Source organism: Desulfosporosinus sp. HMP52, from assembly GCF_000765145.1.
In the GTDB taxonomy this organism is placed as follows: Bacteria; Bacillota; Desulfitobacteriia; order Desulfitobacteriales; family Desulfitobacteriaceae; genus Desulfosporosinus.
The window spans coordinates 13102-30376 of the sequence record NZ_JMGA01000040.1 but is presented as its reverse complement, the minus strand read 5'-3'; the positions used below and the strand labels follow the sequence as shown (position 1 = coordinate 30376).

Here is a 17275-nt window from a genome sequence, read left to right as displayed (position 1 = left end):
AAGTAGGTTATTGCCAGGTAAACAAGCGAAGGCCATCTCTACATGAGATGGTCTTTCTGCGTATATTTATGAGTTTGGGGTCGAGGGGTTCCACGATCCACACTGCAGGAGTATGCCCTATAAGTCTCAGTGTAGCAAAAAATCACCCTAACTAGGAGGGATCAGAGGTGGGGTGGGGAAGGCTGGAATGCTTATCTTCAGCGCCTAGTACTCGTTGAGAGCCTTGTGGGACAATACCATTATATTCGCCGGGTTCGCAACCCTAAAAAATTCGCTTACCACGAATTAGATAGTGGCAATCTACTGGCTAATATGAGTGGATTTAACATGACTTTGATAATTATAAAGGGCCGTGTAGAAAATTGGCCCAAAAATTTAAAGAGGTATTAAAAAGCGGTCTGGTTTACTCGTATAGATTAGAAGAGACCGCTTTTGTCTTAGTGTTGTGGAAGCGGAATGTGGAACCAATACTAATAAGCTCCAGGGTGGCTTAATATGCATATATTTCAGATATTGTTATGAGTTTAATGGTATACCGACATAACATGATAAAAGATTATTATAATGGCCTCGATGAATTAGGCAAGAAAATCTCCCCATTGGAGTTATTTTCTTGCCTAAATTGAGATGGTATTTTTGATTACGTCATGATGACCATTTACAAATTTGATGATAGTTGATCGGAGTGTTTTTCTTTTTCATGTAAACTTGCGTCATAGCCAAAACGAAACTTTTGGCCACAATAGGAACAATGAACAAATTTACCATCTTGTGACGGTACTGGCATACTGCCCCACCTCCTTGCTCGCGATTTTGCCCAATTTTAAATGTTTTTATACTTTTGCTAAAGATTTGTAGAACCTTATAAATCTCTTCATAAAATAATATGAGGTGATGAATGATGTGGCGCAAATGGGCCAGAATGGTTAGCTTGGAAATGGAATGGATGAAAAGGGACATAATACGTCGTTGGCGCTTGGATACTCCCATAGGTGTAATGGGTATACTATTGCTGGTTTCGGTTGTTTTGCTTTTCATTGTTATCGGCGGCGGATTTGCTTATATTTTTCGTTTGTTTGTTCCATGGGTTTCTGGTGCACGTGTAGGAGACGTTTATTGGTATTCATTAGGGCTTGGAATAAAAGTAAGCTTTTTGTTACTATTGTTTATTGGTTCACTTGTAATGTTTTTTTTACTTAAAATTAATGAACGACGCTAATCTTAGTAAATTCTTGGAGTCAAAAAATACATAAGCGTTGAAAATTATCCAACAAAATTAGAGAAAAGCTCTCACAAATTAGCTAAGCATTTCGAAACCTTTGTTAATTTGGATGAAAAAAAGTCTGCTGCTTTACGCGCATCCATCTGATTCTTTAGAAATGCTTTGCTTTTTTAGATAATTAGCCCTATCATGGTTCTAAGTGTAGATATACTTAAATAATACTTAATTACATACACTAAGTGGACAAACTGTCTATAATTGTCGTATCTATTATCTTGCATAGGGGCCATTCCTATGTTAAAATTTTATGGGTTAAGAAAGGGGTTGAATCTGTGGATTTATCTGGAATCACGGGCACACAGATTTTTAATGTCATTATGGTGCCAGTTCAAGTTATCATTATATTTTTAACCTTCTATTATTTCGTCCTTTCAATGTTTGGACTTTACAGGAAAAAAGAGATTAAGATACATACGCCAGAGAAGAGTTTTGCGATAGTGGTAGCGGCCCATAATGAGGAAGCTGTTATTGGCCCACTAGTTGAGAATTTACTTCAGCTGAACTATCCCCGAGAATTGTACGATATTTTTGTGGTTGCAGACAATTGTACAGATAAGACTTCTTTAATAGCAAAGAACGCCGGAGCTATTGTACATCGTCGCTTTAATACTGAGAAGCGCGGAAAAGGGTACGCCTTAGAGTGGATGTTTTATCGCTTATTTAAGATGGAACGCCAGTATGACGCAATAGTTATTTTTGATGCAGATAATCTAGTTAAGGAAAACTTCCTATTCGAAATGAATAGCAAGCTTTGCCAAGGGCATAAAATTGTTCAATGCTATCTCGATTCTAAGAATCCATTTGATACATGGGTTACAAACACATTTTCCATTGCGTTTTGGGTAACTAATCGAATGCTGCAGCTGGCCAGATTTAACACCGGTCGCCTTTCAAATGTGTTGGGTGGAACAGGTATGTGCATTTCTACAGACGTGCTGAAAGAATTCGGATGGGGGGCCACCTCCTTAACGGAAGACCTCGAATTCAGTATGAAGGCTCTTTCTCATGGGATTAAGACAACTTGGGCACATGATGCAGTTGTATATGATGAAAAGCCATTAACATTTGTTCAAGCTTGGCATCAGCGGAAACGTTGGGCCCAAGGGCAGGTTGATGTAGCCGGACGTTACTTTTTTCCTCTCGTAATCAAGGGTATAAGAGAGAAGAAAATAATGTATTTAGATGCTGCAATTCACCTCTTTCAACCTGCACTTGTAATGATTGCCACTTTTTTCATGCTAACCAATCTAATAGACGCCTTTCAACCTCAATACACTCATGTGTTCACCTTGGTAATGCCTTGGACAGGGTGGCAAATTTTGTCCGCTTTCCAATACCTATATCCGGTTGCGGCATTGGCTCTTGATCGTCTACCTTGGCGAGCCTATGTAGGGCTTATTCTATATCCGATTTTTATCTATAGTTGGATTCCTATTGTGTTTTTAGGGTTTATAAATCGTAAGGATAAGCAGTGGTCACATACCAAGCATACTCGCTCACTAAGTATTGAGGAAGTAGCGGTTAAACAGAAAAAAGTCTCATCAAATTAATCTGAAGTATGCTTTATTCTAATAAATTTTGCTTTTGCAACATTGTTTAGTACTTTAAACCGTTCCCTGGTATTTTGAAGAAGGTCTGTACAGGCCTTCTTTTTATAATCATTGAATTCCACCAACGCTTCTGTTAAGAGTTAGTAAAATTTTATTTTAAAATTTTAAAAAAAGCCTTTGACACAAAGCCGTTTTTTGTGTATACTGATAATCGTCAGTTCTCGGGTGATTAGCTCAGTTGGTAGAGCGCCTGCCTTACAAGCAGGATGTCGGCGGTTCGAGCCCGTCATCGCCCACCAGTATTGATATTGGTTGTAAGATGGCCCCGTGGTGTAGTGGTCAACATGCCTGCCTGTCACGCAGGAGATCGTCGGTTCAAGTCCGATCGGGGTCGCCATATTTTATAACAGGATAGTAAAATCTATCAACATCCCTCCATTTGCCTCGGTAGCTCAGTCGGTAGAGCAGAGGACTGAAAATCCTCGTGTCGGCGGTTCGATTCCGTCCTGAGGCACCATGCGGGTGTAACTCAGTGGTAGAGTGTCACCTTGCCAAGGTGAAAGTCGCGAGTTCGAATCTCGTCACCCGCTCCAATAACAAATGGCGGCATAGCCAAGTGGTAAGGCAGAGGTCTGCAAAACCTCTATTCCTCAGTTCAAATCTGAGTGCCGCCTCCAATTCATTTGCCGATGTGGCGTAACTGGCAGACGCACGGGACTTAAAATCCCGCGGACTTAACATCCGTACCGGTTCGATTCCGGTCATCGGCACCATATGGGTTTGTAGCTCAGCTGGTTAGAGTACCGCGTTGACATCGCGGGGGTCGGAGGTTCGAGTCCTCTCAAACCCACCATATGAAATTAAGGTTTATAGTAACATAGACCTACCTGTCAACAAAAAGAGCGTTACATTACTCATTGATTTAGGTCAATGGGTAATTTTATTTTGCAACTCTAAATTATTCCCTCTCATCAATATGGTCAAGGAAAGAAGGTGGTTTTATGCATTCACATCAACAAAGCAAGGCACCGATTTATGAGGCTTTGCTAAAGTACAAATCAATGCGTGTAGTACCATTTGACGTACCGGGACATAAGCAAGGCAAAGGAAACCCGGAGCTTACAGAGTTTTTGGGGGAGAAATGTCTTTCGGTAGATGTTAATTCCATGAAACCGCTGGATAACCTTGTCCATCCAGTCTCAGTTATTAAAGAAGCTGAGGAGCTTGCGGCGGATGCTTTCGGCGCTCATCATGCCTTTTTCATGGTTAATGGTACCACATCGGCGGTTCAAGCAATGATTATGAGTGTCTGCAAACAGGGCGATAAAGTAATTATGCCGCGGAATGTCCACAGAAGTGCTATCAACGCTCTAATCATTAGTGGAGCTATTCCTGTTTATGTAAACCCTGGCGTTAATAAAAAGCTGGGGATCCCCTTAGGTATGTCAATTAGCGATGTTCAAAAAGCCATTGCAGAGCATCCGGATGCGAAAGCAATCTTTATAAATAACCCAACCTACTACGGAATTTGCTCTGATCTGAAGACCATAACAGAACTTGCTCATCGCCACAATATGTATGTTTTGGTTGATGAGGCCCATGGTTCACACTTCTACTTCGGAGATAACTTACCAATCAGTGCTATGGCAGCCGGAGCTGATATGGCTGCAGTTAGCATGCACAAGACAGGCGGATCCCTGACCCAAAGTTCTTTTTTGTTAAAAGGAGAGCGTCTGAACACGGGTCATGTCCGACAAACGATTAATTTAACTCAAACCACCAGCGGTTCATACCTGCTGCTCTCTTCATTAGATATTTCCAGAAGGAACTTAGCTCTTGGCGGTAAGAGTATCTTCGAAAAAGCCTCTGCTCTTGCTCATTATGCCCGGGAGGAAATTAATAAAATTGGCGGCTACTACGCTTTTTCTACGGAACTTATTAATGGGGATTCGGTATATGATTTTGACCATACTAAGCTTTCTGTCCATACCCGAGAGATAGGTCTGGCCGGAATTGAAGTTTACGATATTTTGCGCGACGATTATGGAATTCAAATTGAGTTGGGTGATATCGGAAACATTCTTGCCATAATTTCGGTTGGTGACCGTGCCCTGGCCTTGGAACGTCTAGTTTCATCATTATCCGAAATAAAAAGATTATATACAAAAGATAAATCGGGAATGCTTGATCATGAGTATATTAATCCGGAGGTTGTGATGGCACCGCAGAAAGCCTTCTACTCCAACCAACGTTCTGTAGCTATTGGAGACAGTACAGGCTATATAAGCGGTGAGTTTGTCATGTGTTACCCCCCAGGTATTCCGATTTTAGCACCTGGGGAACGGATAACTGAAGAAATCATCGATTATATCGCTTATGCAAAGTCTAAAGGCAGTTCCCTTACAGGCACGGAAGACATGTCCATTGAAAACATTAGAGTACTGGAGGAATAGGGATGGAATTATGGTATACCGAACAACACACGGAAAATGTCCGTTTTTCGATAAAGGTCGATAAGTGTCTCTATACAGACCAAAGTGAGTTTCAAAGAATCGATGTCTTTCACTCAATGGAGTTTGGCAATTTCTTTACCCTTGACGGATTGATGATGGTTACGGAAAAAGATGAGTTTATCTATCATGATATGATCGTCCATGTTCCGATGGCAACCAACCGTAAGATAAAGAATGTTTTAGTGATTGGGGCAGGAGACGGCGGAACGGTCAGAGAACTTACTCGTTACAACACCATTGAAAAAATTGATATGGTAGAAATCGATAAAATGGTAGTAGATGTCTGTAGAAAATTTTTCCCCCAGACGGCCTGTAAGCTGGATGATCCAAGAGTACAACTTTATTTTGAGGACGGACTGAAATTTGTGCGGTCTAAGGAAAACTCATATGACCTAATTATTGTTGATTCAACGGATCCTTTTGGTCCAGGGGAAGGGTTGTTCACTAAAGAATTCTATGGGAACTGCTATAAGGCCTTAAAGGAAGATGGTATTCTGGTTAACCAACATGAAAGTCCCTATTATCAGGAGTATGCCAAATCCATGCAGAGAGCCCATAAACGTATTAGAGAGCTTTTCCCGGTTTGCAGAGTTTATCAAGCCCATATTCCAAGTTATCCCTCGGGGCACTGGCTGTTTGGGTTTGCATCTAAAACCTATGATCCGCTAATTGACATAGATCAGCAAGCATGGAACAGTCTCGGACTGACTACAAAGTATTACAATACTGAAATTCATAAAGGGTGTTTTGCCCTTCCAAACTATGTACTAGAATTACTCGCTAACGCCGGTGAGTGATAAAGCAAAACTTGGTATTTTTAGAGATGATACCTGTCAGTGAGACGTATTAAAATAAATAGTCTATTTTCTAATAGCGTTTAACGGGGACGATCCCTTTGAAACAATTGTTTTAAAGAGATCGTTCCCGTTTATAATATTTGTCTTGAAGTAGAATCAAAACTTGAATTTATGGAAATATTAAGGAATGTCCAATGTATTTTTAAAAATTAAAAGTACTAATAGATTGGCCCAACCGAAATATGGCTTAAGTAAGGTCATATACTCTAATATGGAGGGGTGCCAGTGGAACATTCCGTACAATTAGGAACTCAATATTATCGGGAGAGTATCTGTGCACGTTTACAAGAACTGCAAGACCAAGAAGAACTCCCTTTTCAAATTATAGAGCATCAACAAGGGAAACGCTGGGTGATTGAGTGTCAGTTCCAAGATTCTTCATTAGAAACCATGGAAAATGAAGAGGTGGTTCAGAAGATCCACCGCTATTATTTAGCGAATGCTTTAGCCGAGACAATCTTACTTCATTGGGAGAAAGACCATGTTGTAAGGATACTTAAGAAACGGCCTGACTTAAAACAAGATAATTGGAAAATGCTTTTGAATAAGGCTTTAGACTATTTGAATAAGGGACTGGGTCAAGTTCGAGGGAATCGGGTTAACCGCAAAACAAGCCTGGTCACCCAGATTTTAAATTGTTTAGACGATAGTTCAGTATTCGATATTGAAGGCTTTCTGCGTTTTCGAGCCAGCGACTATAAGAGTGAAGTGAATAAAGCAGTGGAGTTTGCCATAGAGGAGTATATTGTCGAAAGAGAATACATTGAGTTTATTGAACTGCTAAAGCACTTTGTAGATAGTCAAAAGCCACGGCTTGAGTGTTTACATGTCGGCATGACACCCCAGGGAAAATTTCATCTCTACAATGATGAGGGGGTCAAAGTAACTCATCAATTCCTTGAAGATTACCAACTAGACAATATTCACGAGTTAGGGTACGAAGATTTATTGGTAAGTGCATTAATTGCTGTGGCACCGCGGGAAATCACCTTACATATTCGGTATGAGGGATATAAAGACACTTTAGAGACCATTCGTAATGTCTTTGGGAATCGTGTTCACGACTGTCAAGGTTGTGCCTTGTGTGAAAAGTTTTGACAGATAAGAAAGATCTTTGTTATAATGAGTAATATTCCTTAATTCTTGGATTTAGGAATGTCAGTTAAATGAAACCTCATATTAAAATACATTTTAAATCATTGATGGGGAGAGTATCCTAGAACCCTATCGTGCAAGAGAGGGAATGCCAAAGGCTGAAAGCATTTCTCGCGATCGTATAGGAGAAGACCACCCTTGAGTGTTGGGCTGAAATAAGTAAGCTTAGCCGTTTCCCGCGTTAAGGGATCGAGCGAAAGGGGTTAATAAGCCTTTTCAATTGGGTGGAACCACGGGAGTAAACTCTCGTCCCTACTTAGTAGGGACGAGAGTTTTTGTTTTACCAAGCAGAAGCCCAAACTTGTATTTTTAAAGTTCACCTAGGTTGAGACCTTCGGCGGGAGTTTGTGTGAACAAGTGTTCTTTACTTGCTAGAGATTTAAAGAATCTACTAGTAAAAAGATAGCCAAAATTTTAAACTAAGGTAAGGAGTGATTTCGATGATTAAGATTACTTTAAAAGATGGCTCAGTACGAGAGGTTGAACAAGGAACGACAATTGCAGAGCTTGCAGCTTCCATATCTCGAGGATTAGCCAAGGTAGCTGTGGCGGGTAAAGTTAACGACAAAATGAAGGATCTTTCTTGCCAGCTTACTGAAGATGCAGCTGTTGAGATCGTAACTATAGACAGCGATGAAGGACTTGACGTATTAAGACACTCCACGGCGCACTTGATGGCCGAAGCTGTAGCTAATCTATTTCCGGGTACAAAGTTCGGAATAGGACCGTCAATCGCTAAGGGATACTACTATGACTTCGATTCGGAGCATGTCTTTACTCCGGAGGACTTAGCAAGCATTGAGAAAGAAATGATGCGTCTTGTCAAGGAAAAGAACGAATATAAGCGCCGAGAGGTCACTCGAGAAGAAGCTCTAAGTCATTTTAATGAGTTAGGGGAAAAGTACAAGGTGGAGCTAATTGAAGGACTTCCTGAGGATGCTACTATTTCCATGTACACTCAAGGGAATTTTACTGACCTTTGCGCGGGACCCCATCTACCGTCAACGGCAAATATTAAAGCCTTTAAACTTATGAGCCTAGCCGGTGCATATTGGCGCGGGAGCGAAAAGAATAAGATGCTCCAACGTATTTACGGAACAGCATTTGCAAAACCTGCAGATCTAGAAGAGCACTTATTCAAATTAGAAGAAGCAAAACGGCGTGATCATCGCAAACTAGGTTTAGAGCTGGATCTCTTTAGTTTACACGAAGAGGGCCCAGGATTCCCGTTTTTTCATCCTAAAGGCATGATCTTGCGCAATGAGCTGGAGGATTTTTGGAGAAAAGAACACCGCAGACGGGGATATCAAGAAATAAAAACTCCGATCATCTTGAATCGATCAATGTGGGAACAATCCGGGCACTGGAATCATTACAAAGAGAATATGTATTTTACAGAAATAGATGATCAAGATTTTGCAGTAAAGCCAATGAACTGCCCCGGTGGTATGATCATGTATAAAACAAAGATGCACAGTTATCGTGACCTGCCCCTTCGAGTCGGGGAGCTGGGACTGGTGCATCGGCATGAGCTTTCAGGTGCCCTGCACGGATTATTAAGGGTTCGCAATTTTACTCAAGATGATGCCCACATCTTTATGCTGCCATCCCAAATTAAGGAAGAACTAATCGGCGTAATTGAACTCGTTGATTATTTCTATAAAGTTTTTGGCTTTGATTATCATGTTGAATTATCCACACGCCCGGAAGATTCCATGGGTTCAGATGAGGATTGGGAAACTGCCACCAGATCTCTTCAAGAGGCCTTAGAAGAGAAAGGGATAGAGTATAAAGTTAATCCTGGTGACGGAGCCTTTTATGGCCCTAAAATCGATTTCCATGTAGAGGATTGCCTGGATCGAACCTGGCAATGCGGTACGATTCAACTTGACTTCCAAATGCCTGAGAAATTTGATTTATCCTATATTGGTGAAGATGGACAAAAGCACCGACCGGTAATGATTCATCGGGTCGTATACGGAAGTATCGAACGCTTTATTGCCCTTCTGACCGAGCATTATGCAGGGGCTTTTCCCGTTTGGCTGGCGCCGGTTCAAGTACGTATCCTGCCAATCAGCGAACGTCATCATGAGTATGCTAAATCTCTGGCATCCCGTCTTAACGATCTCGACATCAGAGTTGAAACAGATGAGCGCAAGGAAAAAATCAGTTATAAAATTCGAGAGGCCCAAACGGAAAAAATTCCATTTACGCTTGTCGTAGGAGATCAGGAAGCCGAGTCTAACATGGCAGCTGTTCGTAGGTATGGTCAGGGAGATGCAGGGGAAAAAATGTCCGTAGATGCTTTCATTACGCTTGTACAAGAAGAAATTGCCAGCAAAAAAGCTTTGAAGGCAACCAGTAAAGAAAAGTAGATTATACGTTTGTTTAATTAGGCAATTGACAATGTAATAGTTTTGATGTAAGATATACGATGTCAAGCAGAAGCCATCCGCTTCTCACCTTACGGCATTTGTCGGTAAGGTTCTTCTGGTCCTGAGCTTAAAGTTTGCTTTGTGATTGTTTAGAAGACGGGTGGTTATCCATCCGTCTTTTTGTTTTGAAATTAATAAAAAATTTTTAGGAGGTGGTCTCTTATTAGCAAGGACTTAAGAATTAATGACGAAATCCGAGTAAGGGATGTTCGTCTCGTCGGTGAAGAGGGAGAGCAACTCGGGATTATGACCTCTAGAGATGCCCTAAGCCTAGCGGTCGAGAAATCGTTAGATCTCGTAGAGATTGCACCGACGGCTAAGCCCCCGGTATGCAAATTAATGGACTACGGCAAGTATAAGTATGAACAGGCTAAACGAGATAAAGAAGCTCGTAAGAAGCAAAAGAGCATGGAAATTAAAGAAGTCAAACTGCGTCCGAATATTGAGGACCATGACTTTGAGACCAAAGCCCGTAACGCCCAACGTTTTCTTCAAGATGGGGATAAAGTTAAAGTGACAATAATGTTCCGCGGACGTGAAGTCACTCATCCTGAGCTTGGTAGAGCCCTATGTATAAGACTGGCCGAGTTTTGTAAAGCCGAGTCTACCGTAGAACGCGAACCAAAACTTGAAGGTCGAAATATGATCATGATTCTAGCTTCTATTAAACACGATTAATGCAAAAGGGGGATAAAACACAATGCCTAAAATGAAAACACATCGCGGCGCAGCAAAGCGCTTTAAGAAGACGGGAACCGGTAAAATTGTCCGCATGCATGCATTCACCAGTCATATTTTAGAGAAAAAATCACCCAAGAGAAAGCGGAATTTACGTAAATCAACCGTAATGCATAAGACCGATGCAAAACGGATTGCTAATTTAATTGTCTATCTATAAAAACTTGAGGTAAAAGGAGGTCTTCGAAATGGCTCGTGTAAAAAAAGGCATAACTAAGCATAAACGCCACAAAAAGATATTAAAGCTAGCAAAAGGATATCGTGGAGGAAAGAGCAAACTCTATCGTCCGGCGAATGAACAAGTCTTAAAGTCATTAGCATATTCTTATGCTCACAGAAAAGATAATAAAGGCAACTTCCGAAAGCTTTGGATTGCCAGAATTAACGCAGCTGCCCGTATCAATGGTTTATCCTACAGTCGTATGATGAACGGATTGAAAATGGCTGGAGTTTCCGTCAATCGCAAAATGTTAGCAGAACTCGCAATCAGTGATGCTGCAGCGTTTACCGAAATTGTTAATGTCGCGAAAGCACAAATTAAAGCGTAAGTTTAGGAGGATGCAAAGCATCCTCTTTTTCTTCATACTATCAGAAAGTATAAACTTACGTTATATACTGCAAGAAGGTTTAACCCGTGCGAAGACAGTGTCTTCGGGTGCCAGCCAAGTTTTCTTTATGCAAGGATAACTGCTGAAAGTCTTGGTTTACCCTGCAGATTAACCAAATACTCATATATCCGGTATGTATTCAGGTCATTCTCTCTTGTTTAAAAGTGTCGACCACGGTTGAAGCATGACTTTAATTTAGCAAATCAAGCTAAAGCTGAACAAATTTGTACGGAGGTGGGCAAAGAGTGATTGAGTCATTACAAAATGAGCAGGTTAAATATGTTGCCTCTTTACAAAGGCGTAAAGCTCGTGAGGAGTCCAATGCCTATGTTATTGAGGGATGGCGATTTGTCGAAGAGGGAGTGCGTAGAAACGCGCCGCTTATTAAGGTCTTTGTTTGCTTAGACTATGAAGCCTTAGAATGGCGGCATATTCGGACAAAGCTAGTGGAGCGAGGGATTCCTTACGAGGAAGTAGATCCTCGTGTCCTGCGTAAGATGAGCGCTACAGAGGAGCCTCAAGGGATTTTAGCCCTAGTCCGCCAAACAACTTATTCGTGGTCAGATTTACATATTGATTCCAAGACAGTGGTTCTGGTTGTGGATGGTATTCAAGATCCCGGAAATTTGGGAACTATTTTACGCACAGCGTTAGCTGCTGGAGTCAGCAATGTTTGCCTAACTCCCGGGACTGTTGATTTATATAATCCGAAGGTCTTACGAAGTACCATGGGGGCAATTTTTTCGTTAGTTCTTCTGCCCGGTCAATCGCCGGAAGATATTCTAAGCTTTTGTAGGAATCAGAATCTTAATGTTTTAATGGGTGATGTGCAAGGGACTCCCATTTATCAGGCAAAGCTAGCAGATGGCCCCTTAGCTATTATTGTCGGAAACGAGGGTAAAGGTCCGTCTCAGTCCTTTCGCGAGGCAGATATTCAGCGGATTACTATTCCTATGGCCCAAGAAGTAGAGTCCCTAAATGTCGCTATGGCCACGGGGATCTTGCTTTATGAAGTTGTTCGCCAAAGGGGATTCTTGTAAAACGACGAAGTAATATGCTATAATTTCTCTAAACATTGATAAGTGCTTGGGAATGTCTTCATTGGGTTGATTCTGGTATAGTGGAGACTTATAATGAGTCCTAAAATTTTATAGGCAGTAGTATAAAACGATGATCAGGTTAAAAGGATATTTTCTTTACAGGGAAGCAGGGTCAAGATTGAGAACCGGCTAGGAAGATATCCTCCTCGGGTCTGTAGAGGTTTAATTTCCCCTGTGAGTGGTCTATTGATTTGTAGGTAGACCCGGTATCCACCGTTAATTGGAGCTTGAGTGTGGTTGAATATACCAAACTAGGGTGGTACCGCGAGAATAACTCTCGTCCCTTTTCGAGGGACGGGCGTTTTTTTATGTTGATTAGCTTATATCGATATGGATTTTGGAAAGGGTGATTTACTTGAAGAGTGAAATACTGCGCATTAAAGAAGAGGCCTTAAGAAACCTTAGGGAGTTGGAAAGTCCTGAGGCTCTCCAGGAGCTGAAAGTTAAAATCTTAGGTAAAAAAGGCTCCTTAACCGCAATGCTTCGTCAGATGGGAAGCTTAAGCCCTGAGGAAAGGCCTATTATGGGTCAAGTAGTCAATGAGGTTCGTTCTCGTCTGGAACAGGCCTGGGAAGAACGAAGTGCGGAACTAGAAGCAATGGCCTTGCAAATGAGACTGGCAACGGAACGTATTGATATTACCTTGCCGGGGACTCGTATTTCCAGAGGACATATCCACCCTCTCACCCAGGTTATCGAAGAGATTGAAGATATCTTTTTAGGTATGGGTTTTCAGATTGCCGAAGGACCGGAAATTGAGTCAGACTACTATAACTTTGAAGCCCTTAATCTTCCTAAGGAACATCCCGCCCGTGAGATGCAAGACTCCTTCTATATAACCGAAGAGATTTTACTTCGTACACAGACCTCTCCTGTTCAGGTTCGAACTATGGAGAAGCTGCATCCTCAGCTTCCTGTGAAAATTATTGCCCCGGGAAAAGTCTATCGTAACGATGATGATGCTACCCATTCCCCCATGTTTCACCAGGTTGAAGGGCTGGTAGTTGACCAGGGCATCCGGATGTCTGATCTTAAGGGGATTCTCTTAAACTTTTCCCGGGAGATGTTCGGCGAGTCCAGAGAAATCCGTTTAAGGCCTAGTTTTTTCCCGTTCACTGAACCAAGTGCAGAGGTAGATGTGTCTTGTATGCTCTGTGGAGGGGCAGGATGCCGGCTTTGCAAAGGAACGGGATGGATAGAGATTTTAGGCTCGGGGATGGTTCATCCAAAGGTTTTAGAGATGGGTGGATACAATCCTCAGGCTGTCACCGGATTTGCTTTTGGTATGGGTGTAGAGCGAATTGCAATTCTTAAGTATGGAATTGAAGATATGAGACTCTTATTTGATAACGATTTACGATTCTTGCAGCAGTTTTAAGGGGGAAAGGTTCATGAAAGTCAGTTTAGAATGGTTGCGCGAACTTGTGGATATAGACCAGAGTGCAGTAGAGTTGGCGGAGACCCTAACCCGCGGTGGGATAGAAGTTGAAGATGTCGAGGACCTGAATAAAGGCTTCGAAAAAGTAGTCATTGGTGAGATTCTTAGTTTAACAAAGCATCCCGATGCAGATCGCTTGTTAGTTTGTGCAGTGAGTGTGGGTCATGAGGAAGTAACAATCGTGACTGGTGCCCAGAATTTGTTGACCGGTGACAGGATTCCAGTTGCCTTAATAGGAGCAAACCTACCGAATGGGCTTTCGATTAAAAAATCCAAACTCAGAGGGGTTGTCTCCCTGGGCATGCTATGTTCTCGGGAAGAACTGCTCCTTGATGACACAGTAGGACTGGATCGCAGTTCAGATGGAATCCTTATTCTGCCGTCCACTGCTCCCATTGGGGAGAGCTTCGGTCACTATCTAGGTCTTGATAACAGCGTCTTAGATTTAGAGCTTTATCCCAACCGCCCGGATTGCTTAGCTATGGTCAACGTAGCTCGTGAAGTAGCCTCTCTTACTCAGAAAAAACCTCATTTACCAAAGTGGGCAGATCAAAGCCAAGTCCTTTCCTTACCTGTAGCAACAGATCTGCGAATTATCATCGAAGATAAAGATTTATGCTGGCGTTATGCCGGCTTAATGGTTGAGGATGTCCATATTGAACCTTCACCCGAATGGATGCAGCGCAGACTCAAGGCTGCCGGTGTTCGACCCATTAACAACATAGTAGATATTACTAATTATGTAATGATGGAGATGGGGCAACCATTACACGCCTTTGATCGGGAGAAAATTAAGGGAAATGTTCATGTAAGAGTCGCACAACCCGAAGAAAAAATTGTTACCCTGGATAATGTGGAGCGTACCTTAAACCCCCACACATTACTCATTGCTGATGACAGTCAACCTTTAGCTGTTGCTGGGGTAATGGGCGGTTTAGACAGTGAAGTGACGGAGACGACAAAAAGCTTAATGATTGAATCCGCCCACTTCTCCTCCGTTAGTGTCCGTCGCACAAGCCGCCGCTTAGGCCTTAGATCTGAGGCGTCGAACCGTTTTGAAAAGGGCATCGATGTCTCTGGAGTCGTTGCCGCTCTGGGACGAGTATGTGATTTGCTCCAAGACTTAGGGGCGGGGCGACCGGTGGCCTTTGTGGATGAAGTCAAGCATATCCCACCTCGTCGGCAAGTTGCTTTATCCACGGAACGTACCTCTACAGTTCTGGGAATTGAGCTTGCAGTTTCTGAAATTCACCAAGTACTTGAGGATTTAAACTTTGAGTATCAAGAAAATGATGGTTTATTTCAGGTTCAAATTCCGACCTATCGTTCAGATATAGAGATTGAAGAAGATCTTATGGAAGAAGTAGCTCGCCTGATTGGTTACGACCGGATTCCAACTACTTTGCCGCAAGGGGATCAAACTCAAGGCAGGAGAACTCCTGAGCAAGAGTTCCGTCGGCGGATGCGAAAAGTATTGGCCCAGTCCGGGTTGGATGAAGTACTAACTTATACCTTCACTCGTGCAGAAGCAGATGCTCAATGGGGCAGTGCAAAGCATTCTATTCCCTTACTCAATCCCTTAAGAGAAGAACTCGGGGTGATGCGTACTTCCCTAATCCCAGGCCTGCTGGATGTGGCCGCTCGCAACGTGGCACGTCGTAACACGGATGTAAGTATTTTCGAGATAGGAAATACCTACTGGGGGGATGAACAGCCACTGAAGAAGCTCCCCAGAGAAGAATTGCGCGTAGCCGCTGTTGCCGTAGGGAAGAGCGACCGACATTGGTTCAACCAGTCAAGTAGTTATGATTTCTATTATCTTAAAGGCATCATGGAAGCAGTCGCTCAAGAATTCGGGCTTAAACTGGAATATCGCCTGGCTGAGAATCAATCCTTACTGCACCCTGGACGTTCTGCAGATATCTACTTACAGAATGAGTGTATTGGCTTCTTAGGGGAAATCCATCCTTCACTAGAAAAAGAGTGGGGACTTGAGCGAGCTGTGCTATTCGAATTAGAAATGGAGCCCTTGTTCAAGAAAATCAGACAAACCGTCCGAGCTCATTCCATTCCTCGTTTCCCTGCAATCCAGAGAGATTTAGCAGTTGTTGTGGCAGCAGAGACGTCAGCCGAAGCGGTTATGTCAAAAATCCGCAAACTCGGTGGCAATTTGCTGCAGCATGTAGAAATATTTGATGTCTATACTGGGAAACCTATAGCAGAGGGACATAAGAGTTTAGCCTTTACCCTGCGCTATCAGTCCTTAGAACGTACCCTAACTGATGAGGAAGTAAGTCTACTGAATTCGCGTATTTTAGAGGGAATTCAGCAGGATTTTGGAGCGGAACGGCGAAAATAGAAAATAAACAGCTTAAACAGCTCATAGACGGCAAAGTGTCTCTGCAGTAGGTTAGCAAGAAGGGACGCGTACAAGAGAGCGAGGGGAAATCGTGGCACAAGAACCGGTTAAGATAACTGTTGAGATTTTTGGAGAAAAACATGTAGTCCGCGGTGAGGGAACAGCATCCTATATCCAAGGCTTAGCGCATGAAGTAGATAAGAAGATGCGTCTGATCGCTCAACGGTTGCCTCGCTTGAGTGTTCACCAGACTGCGGTCTTAACTGCACTGAATTTTGCTGATGAACTTGCTAAGCTTAAAGAAGAGCAAGAAACTTTAATGCAGCTGCTTGGGGAGAAGACAGAGTAGCTCTGGCCGCTGCCCCAGGCAGCATCAAGACGCAATAAAACCACGACCGGTAAATTAATCGGTCGTGGTTTTATTTACAGAGTGAAAGGAAAAAGCCTAGGCCAGAATCATACGATCTGTATTCATGTGCGCCCCACTGGCTTTCTCGAACATTTCAAGCAAGTTGCTAATGGTCATATTATTTCGTTCTGTCCCTTTTATATCAAGAATTACACGGCCTTCATGCATCATAATGGTTCGATTCCCAAAGGTTAGAGCATGGTCAAGATTGTGAGTAATCATTAAAGTAGTAAGATGCTCTTGTTCTGTGACATTACAGGTCAACTCTAAAACCTTTTCCGCAGTCTTAGGATCCAGGGCTGCGGTGTGCTCGTCAAGAAGCAGCAATTTGGGCTTTTGTAAAGTTGCCATTAAGAGTGTTAAGGCTTGGCGCTGCCCTCCCGACAAGAGGCTTACTCGATGGGTCAATCGATTTTCCAGTCCTAAACCCAGTTTCTCAAGTTTGACACGAAATAAGTCTCTTTCTTTGGTGCCGATGGCCGGGCGTAAGCGGCGAGTCTTTCCTCGCCGATAGGCCATAATGAGATTTTCTTCGATGGTCATTGAAGCTGCAGTACCGGATAAAGGGTCTTGGAAAACCCGACTGATCATGTCAGCCCGTTTATGGGCAGGAAGGCGCGTGATGTCAGCATTTTCAATCGCTATTTTACCGGAATCAACAAAGAAATTCCCGGCAATGGCATTTAAGAGTGTGGATTTTCCGGCTCCATTGCTGCCGATTACCGTAACAAAATCATTGGGGAAGAGTTCCAGACTGAGCTTATTCAAAGCAATTTTTTGATTAATGGTTCCCAGGTTGAAGGTTTTCAATATCTCTCGAACATTTAACAT

General features: G+C 42.6%; 15 protein-coding genes, 7 tRNA genes and 2 other annotated features. Of the genes, 20 read left to right on the top strand and 2 right to left on the bottom strand.

Features of this window, described 5'->3' with window-relative positions; genetic code table 11:
* Nucleotides 1–658: 658 nt before the first annotated feature.
* Nucleotides 659–787 carry a hypothetical protein gene (locus DP73_RS24225; protein WP_014901130.1) on the bottom strand — a complete coding sequence of 43 codons (129 nt, stop codon included), beginning with the start codon at nt 785–787 and terminating at the stop codon, nt 659–661.
* Nucleotides 788–898: 111 nt separating this feature from the next.
* On the opposite strand from DP73_RS24225, the gene DP73_RS15385 reads away from it, so the two are divergent.
* The 20 genes from DP73_RS15385 to zapA all read left to right on the top strand — a co-directional run bounded on the left by DP73_RS15385 (nt 899) and on the right by zapA (nt 16384).
* The gene (locus DP73_RS15385; RefSeq protein ID WP_081963060.1) at nt 899–1219 is read left to right on the top strand and encodes a hypothetical protein; all 321 of its coding nucleotides are present in this window, start codon (nt 899–901) and stop codon (nt 1217–1219) included.
* A gap of 335 nt (nt 1220–1554) precedes the next feature.
* On the top strand, nt 1555–2832 hold the full coding sequence (locus DP73_RS15380; protein WP_034600606.1) for a glycosyltransferase family 2 protein: 1278 nt from the start codon (nt 1555–1557) through the stop codon (nt 2830–2832).
* A 223-nt stretch (nt 2833–3055) separates the two neighbouring features.
* Nucleotides 3056–3131 (top strand) — tRNA-Val (locus DP73_RS15375).
* A gap of 22 nt (nt 3132–3153) precedes the next feature.
* Nucleotides 3154–3229: transfer RNA gene (locus DP73_RS15370), tRNA-Asp, on the top strand.
* 44 nt (nt 3230–3273) lie between these two features.
* Nucleotides 3274–3349 (top strand) — tRNA-Phe (locus DP73_RS15365).
* A 1-nt stretch (nt 3350) separates the two neighbouring features.
* Nucleotides 3351–3425, top strand: a tRNA-Gly gene (locus DP73_RS15360).
* Nucleotides 3426–3434: 9 nt separating this feature from the next.
* A tRNA-Cys gene (locus tag DP73_RS15355) sits at nt 3435–3509 on the top strand.
* An 8-nt stretch (nt 3510–3517) separates the two neighbouring features.
* Nucleotides 3518–3605: transfer RNA gene (locus DP73_RS15350), tRNA-Leu, on the top strand.
* A gap of 3 nt (nt 3606–3608) precedes the next feature.
* A tRNA-Val gene (locus DP73_RS15345) sits at nt 3609–3685 on the top strand.
* 148 nt (nt 3686–3833) lie between these two features.
* Entirely contained in the window at nt 3834–5285 is a 1452-nt protein-coding gene (locus tag DP73_RS15340; protein WP_034600605.1) for an aminotransferase class I/II-fold pyridoxal phosphate-dependent enzyme, read from the top strand.
* Between the two features lie 2 nt (nt 5286–5287).
* On the top strand, nt 5288–6142 hold the full coding sequence (gene speE / locus DP73_RS15335) for a polyamine aminopropyltransferase (RefSeq protein WP_034600604.1): 855 nt from the start codon (nt 5288–5290) through the stop codon (nt 6140–6142).
* 285 nt (nt 6143–6427) lie between these two features.
* Entirely contained in the window at nt 6428–7300 is an 873-nt protein-coding gene (locus tag DP73_RS15330) for a putative sporulation protein YtxC (RefSeq protein ID WP_034600603.1), read from the top strand.
* Between the two features lie 92 nt (nt 7301–7392).
* Nucleotides 7393–7614: a binding site (T-box leader), on the top strand.
* Nucleotides 7615–7797: 183 nt separating this feature from the next.
* Nucleotides 7798–9732 (top strand): threonine--tRNA ligase, encoded by a 1935-nt coding sequence (gene thrS, locus DP73_RS15325; RefSeq protein ID WP_034600602.1) that lies wholly within the window; start codon nt 7798–7800, stop codon nt 9730–9732.
* A 58-nt stretch (nt 9733–9790) separates the two neighbouring features.
* Nucleotides 9791–9922, top strand: a sequence feature (ribosomal protein L20 leader region).
* A 32-nt stretch (nt 9923–9954) separates the two neighbouring features.
* Nucleotides 9955–10470, top strand: coding sequence for a translation initiation factor IF-3 (gene infC, locus DP73_RS15320; RefSeq protein WP_034600601.1), 516 nt, complete (start codon nt 9955–9957; stop codon nt 10468–10470).
* 22 nt (nt 10471–10492) lie between these two features.
* Nucleotides 10493–10690: a 50S ribosomal protein L35 gene (rpmI, locus tag DP73_RS15315; RefSeq protein WP_014901138.1), complete on the top strand. Its 198-nt coding sequence runs from the start codon at nt 10493–10495 to the stop codon at nt 10688–10690.
* Between the two features lie 28 nt (nt 10691–10718).
* Nucleotides 10719–11078, top strand: coding sequence for a 50S ribosomal protein L20 (gene rplT, locus DP73_RS15310; RefSeq protein WP_034600600.1), 360 nt, complete (start codon nt 10719–10721; stop codon nt 11076–11078).
* A gap of 305 nt (nt 11079–11383) precedes the next feature.
* Nucleotides 11384–12178, top strand: coding sequence for an RNA methyltransferase (locus DP73_RS15305; RefSeq protein WP_034600599.1), 795 nt, complete (start codon nt 11384–11386; stop codon nt 12176–12178).
* A 415-nt stretch (nt 12179–12593) separates the two neighbouring features.
* Nucleotides 12594–13616: a phenylalanine--tRNA ligase subunit alpha gene (gene pheS / locus DP73_RS15300; protein ID WP_034600598.1), complete on the top strand. Its 1023-nt coding sequence runs from the start codon at nt 12594–12596 to the stop codon at nt 13614–13616.
* 13 nt (nt 13617–13629) lie between these two features.
* Nucleotides 13630–16035, top strand: coding sequence for a phenylalanine--tRNA ligase subunit beta (gene pheT, locus DP73_RS15295; protein ID WP_034600597.1), 2406 nt, complete (start codon nt 13630–13632; stop codon nt 16033–16035).
* A gap of 91 nt (nt 16036–16126) precedes the next feature.
* On the top strand, nt 16127–16384 hold the full coding sequence (zapA, locus tag DP73_RS15290; protein ID WP_014901143.1) for a cell division protein ZapA: 258 nt from the start codon (nt 16127–16129) through the stop codon (nt 16382–16384).
* 96 nt (nt 16385–16480) lie between these two features.
* Here zapA and DP73_RS15285 read toward each other — a convergent pair whose 3' ends face one another.
* A complete protein-coding gene (locus tag DP73_RS15285) occupies nt 16481–17275 on the bottom strand; it encodes an ABC transporter ATP-binding protein (protein WP_034600596.1) in 795 nt (264 codons plus the stop codon).

What these genes read in the sequence shown, in the direction of transcription:
- rplT (WP_034600600.1), top strand. Translation starts at nt 10,719, where the DNA reads ATGGCTCGTGTAAAAAAAGGCATAACTAAGCATAAACGCCACAAAAAG.
- DP73_RS15285 (WP_034600596.1), bottom strand. Translation starts at nt 17,275, where the DNA reads ATGTTAAATGTTCGAGAGATATTGAAAACCTTCAACCTGGGAACCATT.
- speE (WP_034600604.1), top strand. Translation starts at nt 5,288, where the DNA reads ATGGAATTATGGTATACCGAACAACACACGGAAAATGTCCGTTTTTCG.
- DP73_RS24225 (WP_014901130.1), bottom strand. Translation starts at nt 787, where the DNA reads ATGCCAGTACCGTCACAAGATGGTAAATTTGTTCATTGTTCCTATTGT.
- rpmI (WP_014901138.1), top strand. Translation starts at nt 10,493, where the DNA reads ATGCCTAAAATGAAAACACATCGCGGCGCAGCAAAGCGCTTTAAGAAG.
- pheT (WP_034600597.1), top strand. Translation starts at nt 13,630, where the DNA reads ATGAAAGTCAGTTTAGAATGGTTGCGCGAACTTGTGGATATAGACCAG.
- DP73_RS15385 (WP_081963060.1), top strand. Translation starts at nt 899, where the DNA reads ATGATGTGGCGCAAATGGGCCAGAATGGTTAGCTTGGAAATGGAATGG.
- DP73_RS15340 (WP_034600605.1), top strand. Translation starts at nt 3,834, where the DNA reads ATGCATTCACATCAACAAAGCAAGGCACCGATTTATGAGGCTTTGCTA.
- thrS (WP_034600602.1), top strand. Translation starts at nt 7,798, where the DNA reads ATGATTAAGATTACTTTAAAAGATGGCTCAGTACGAGAGGTTGAACAA.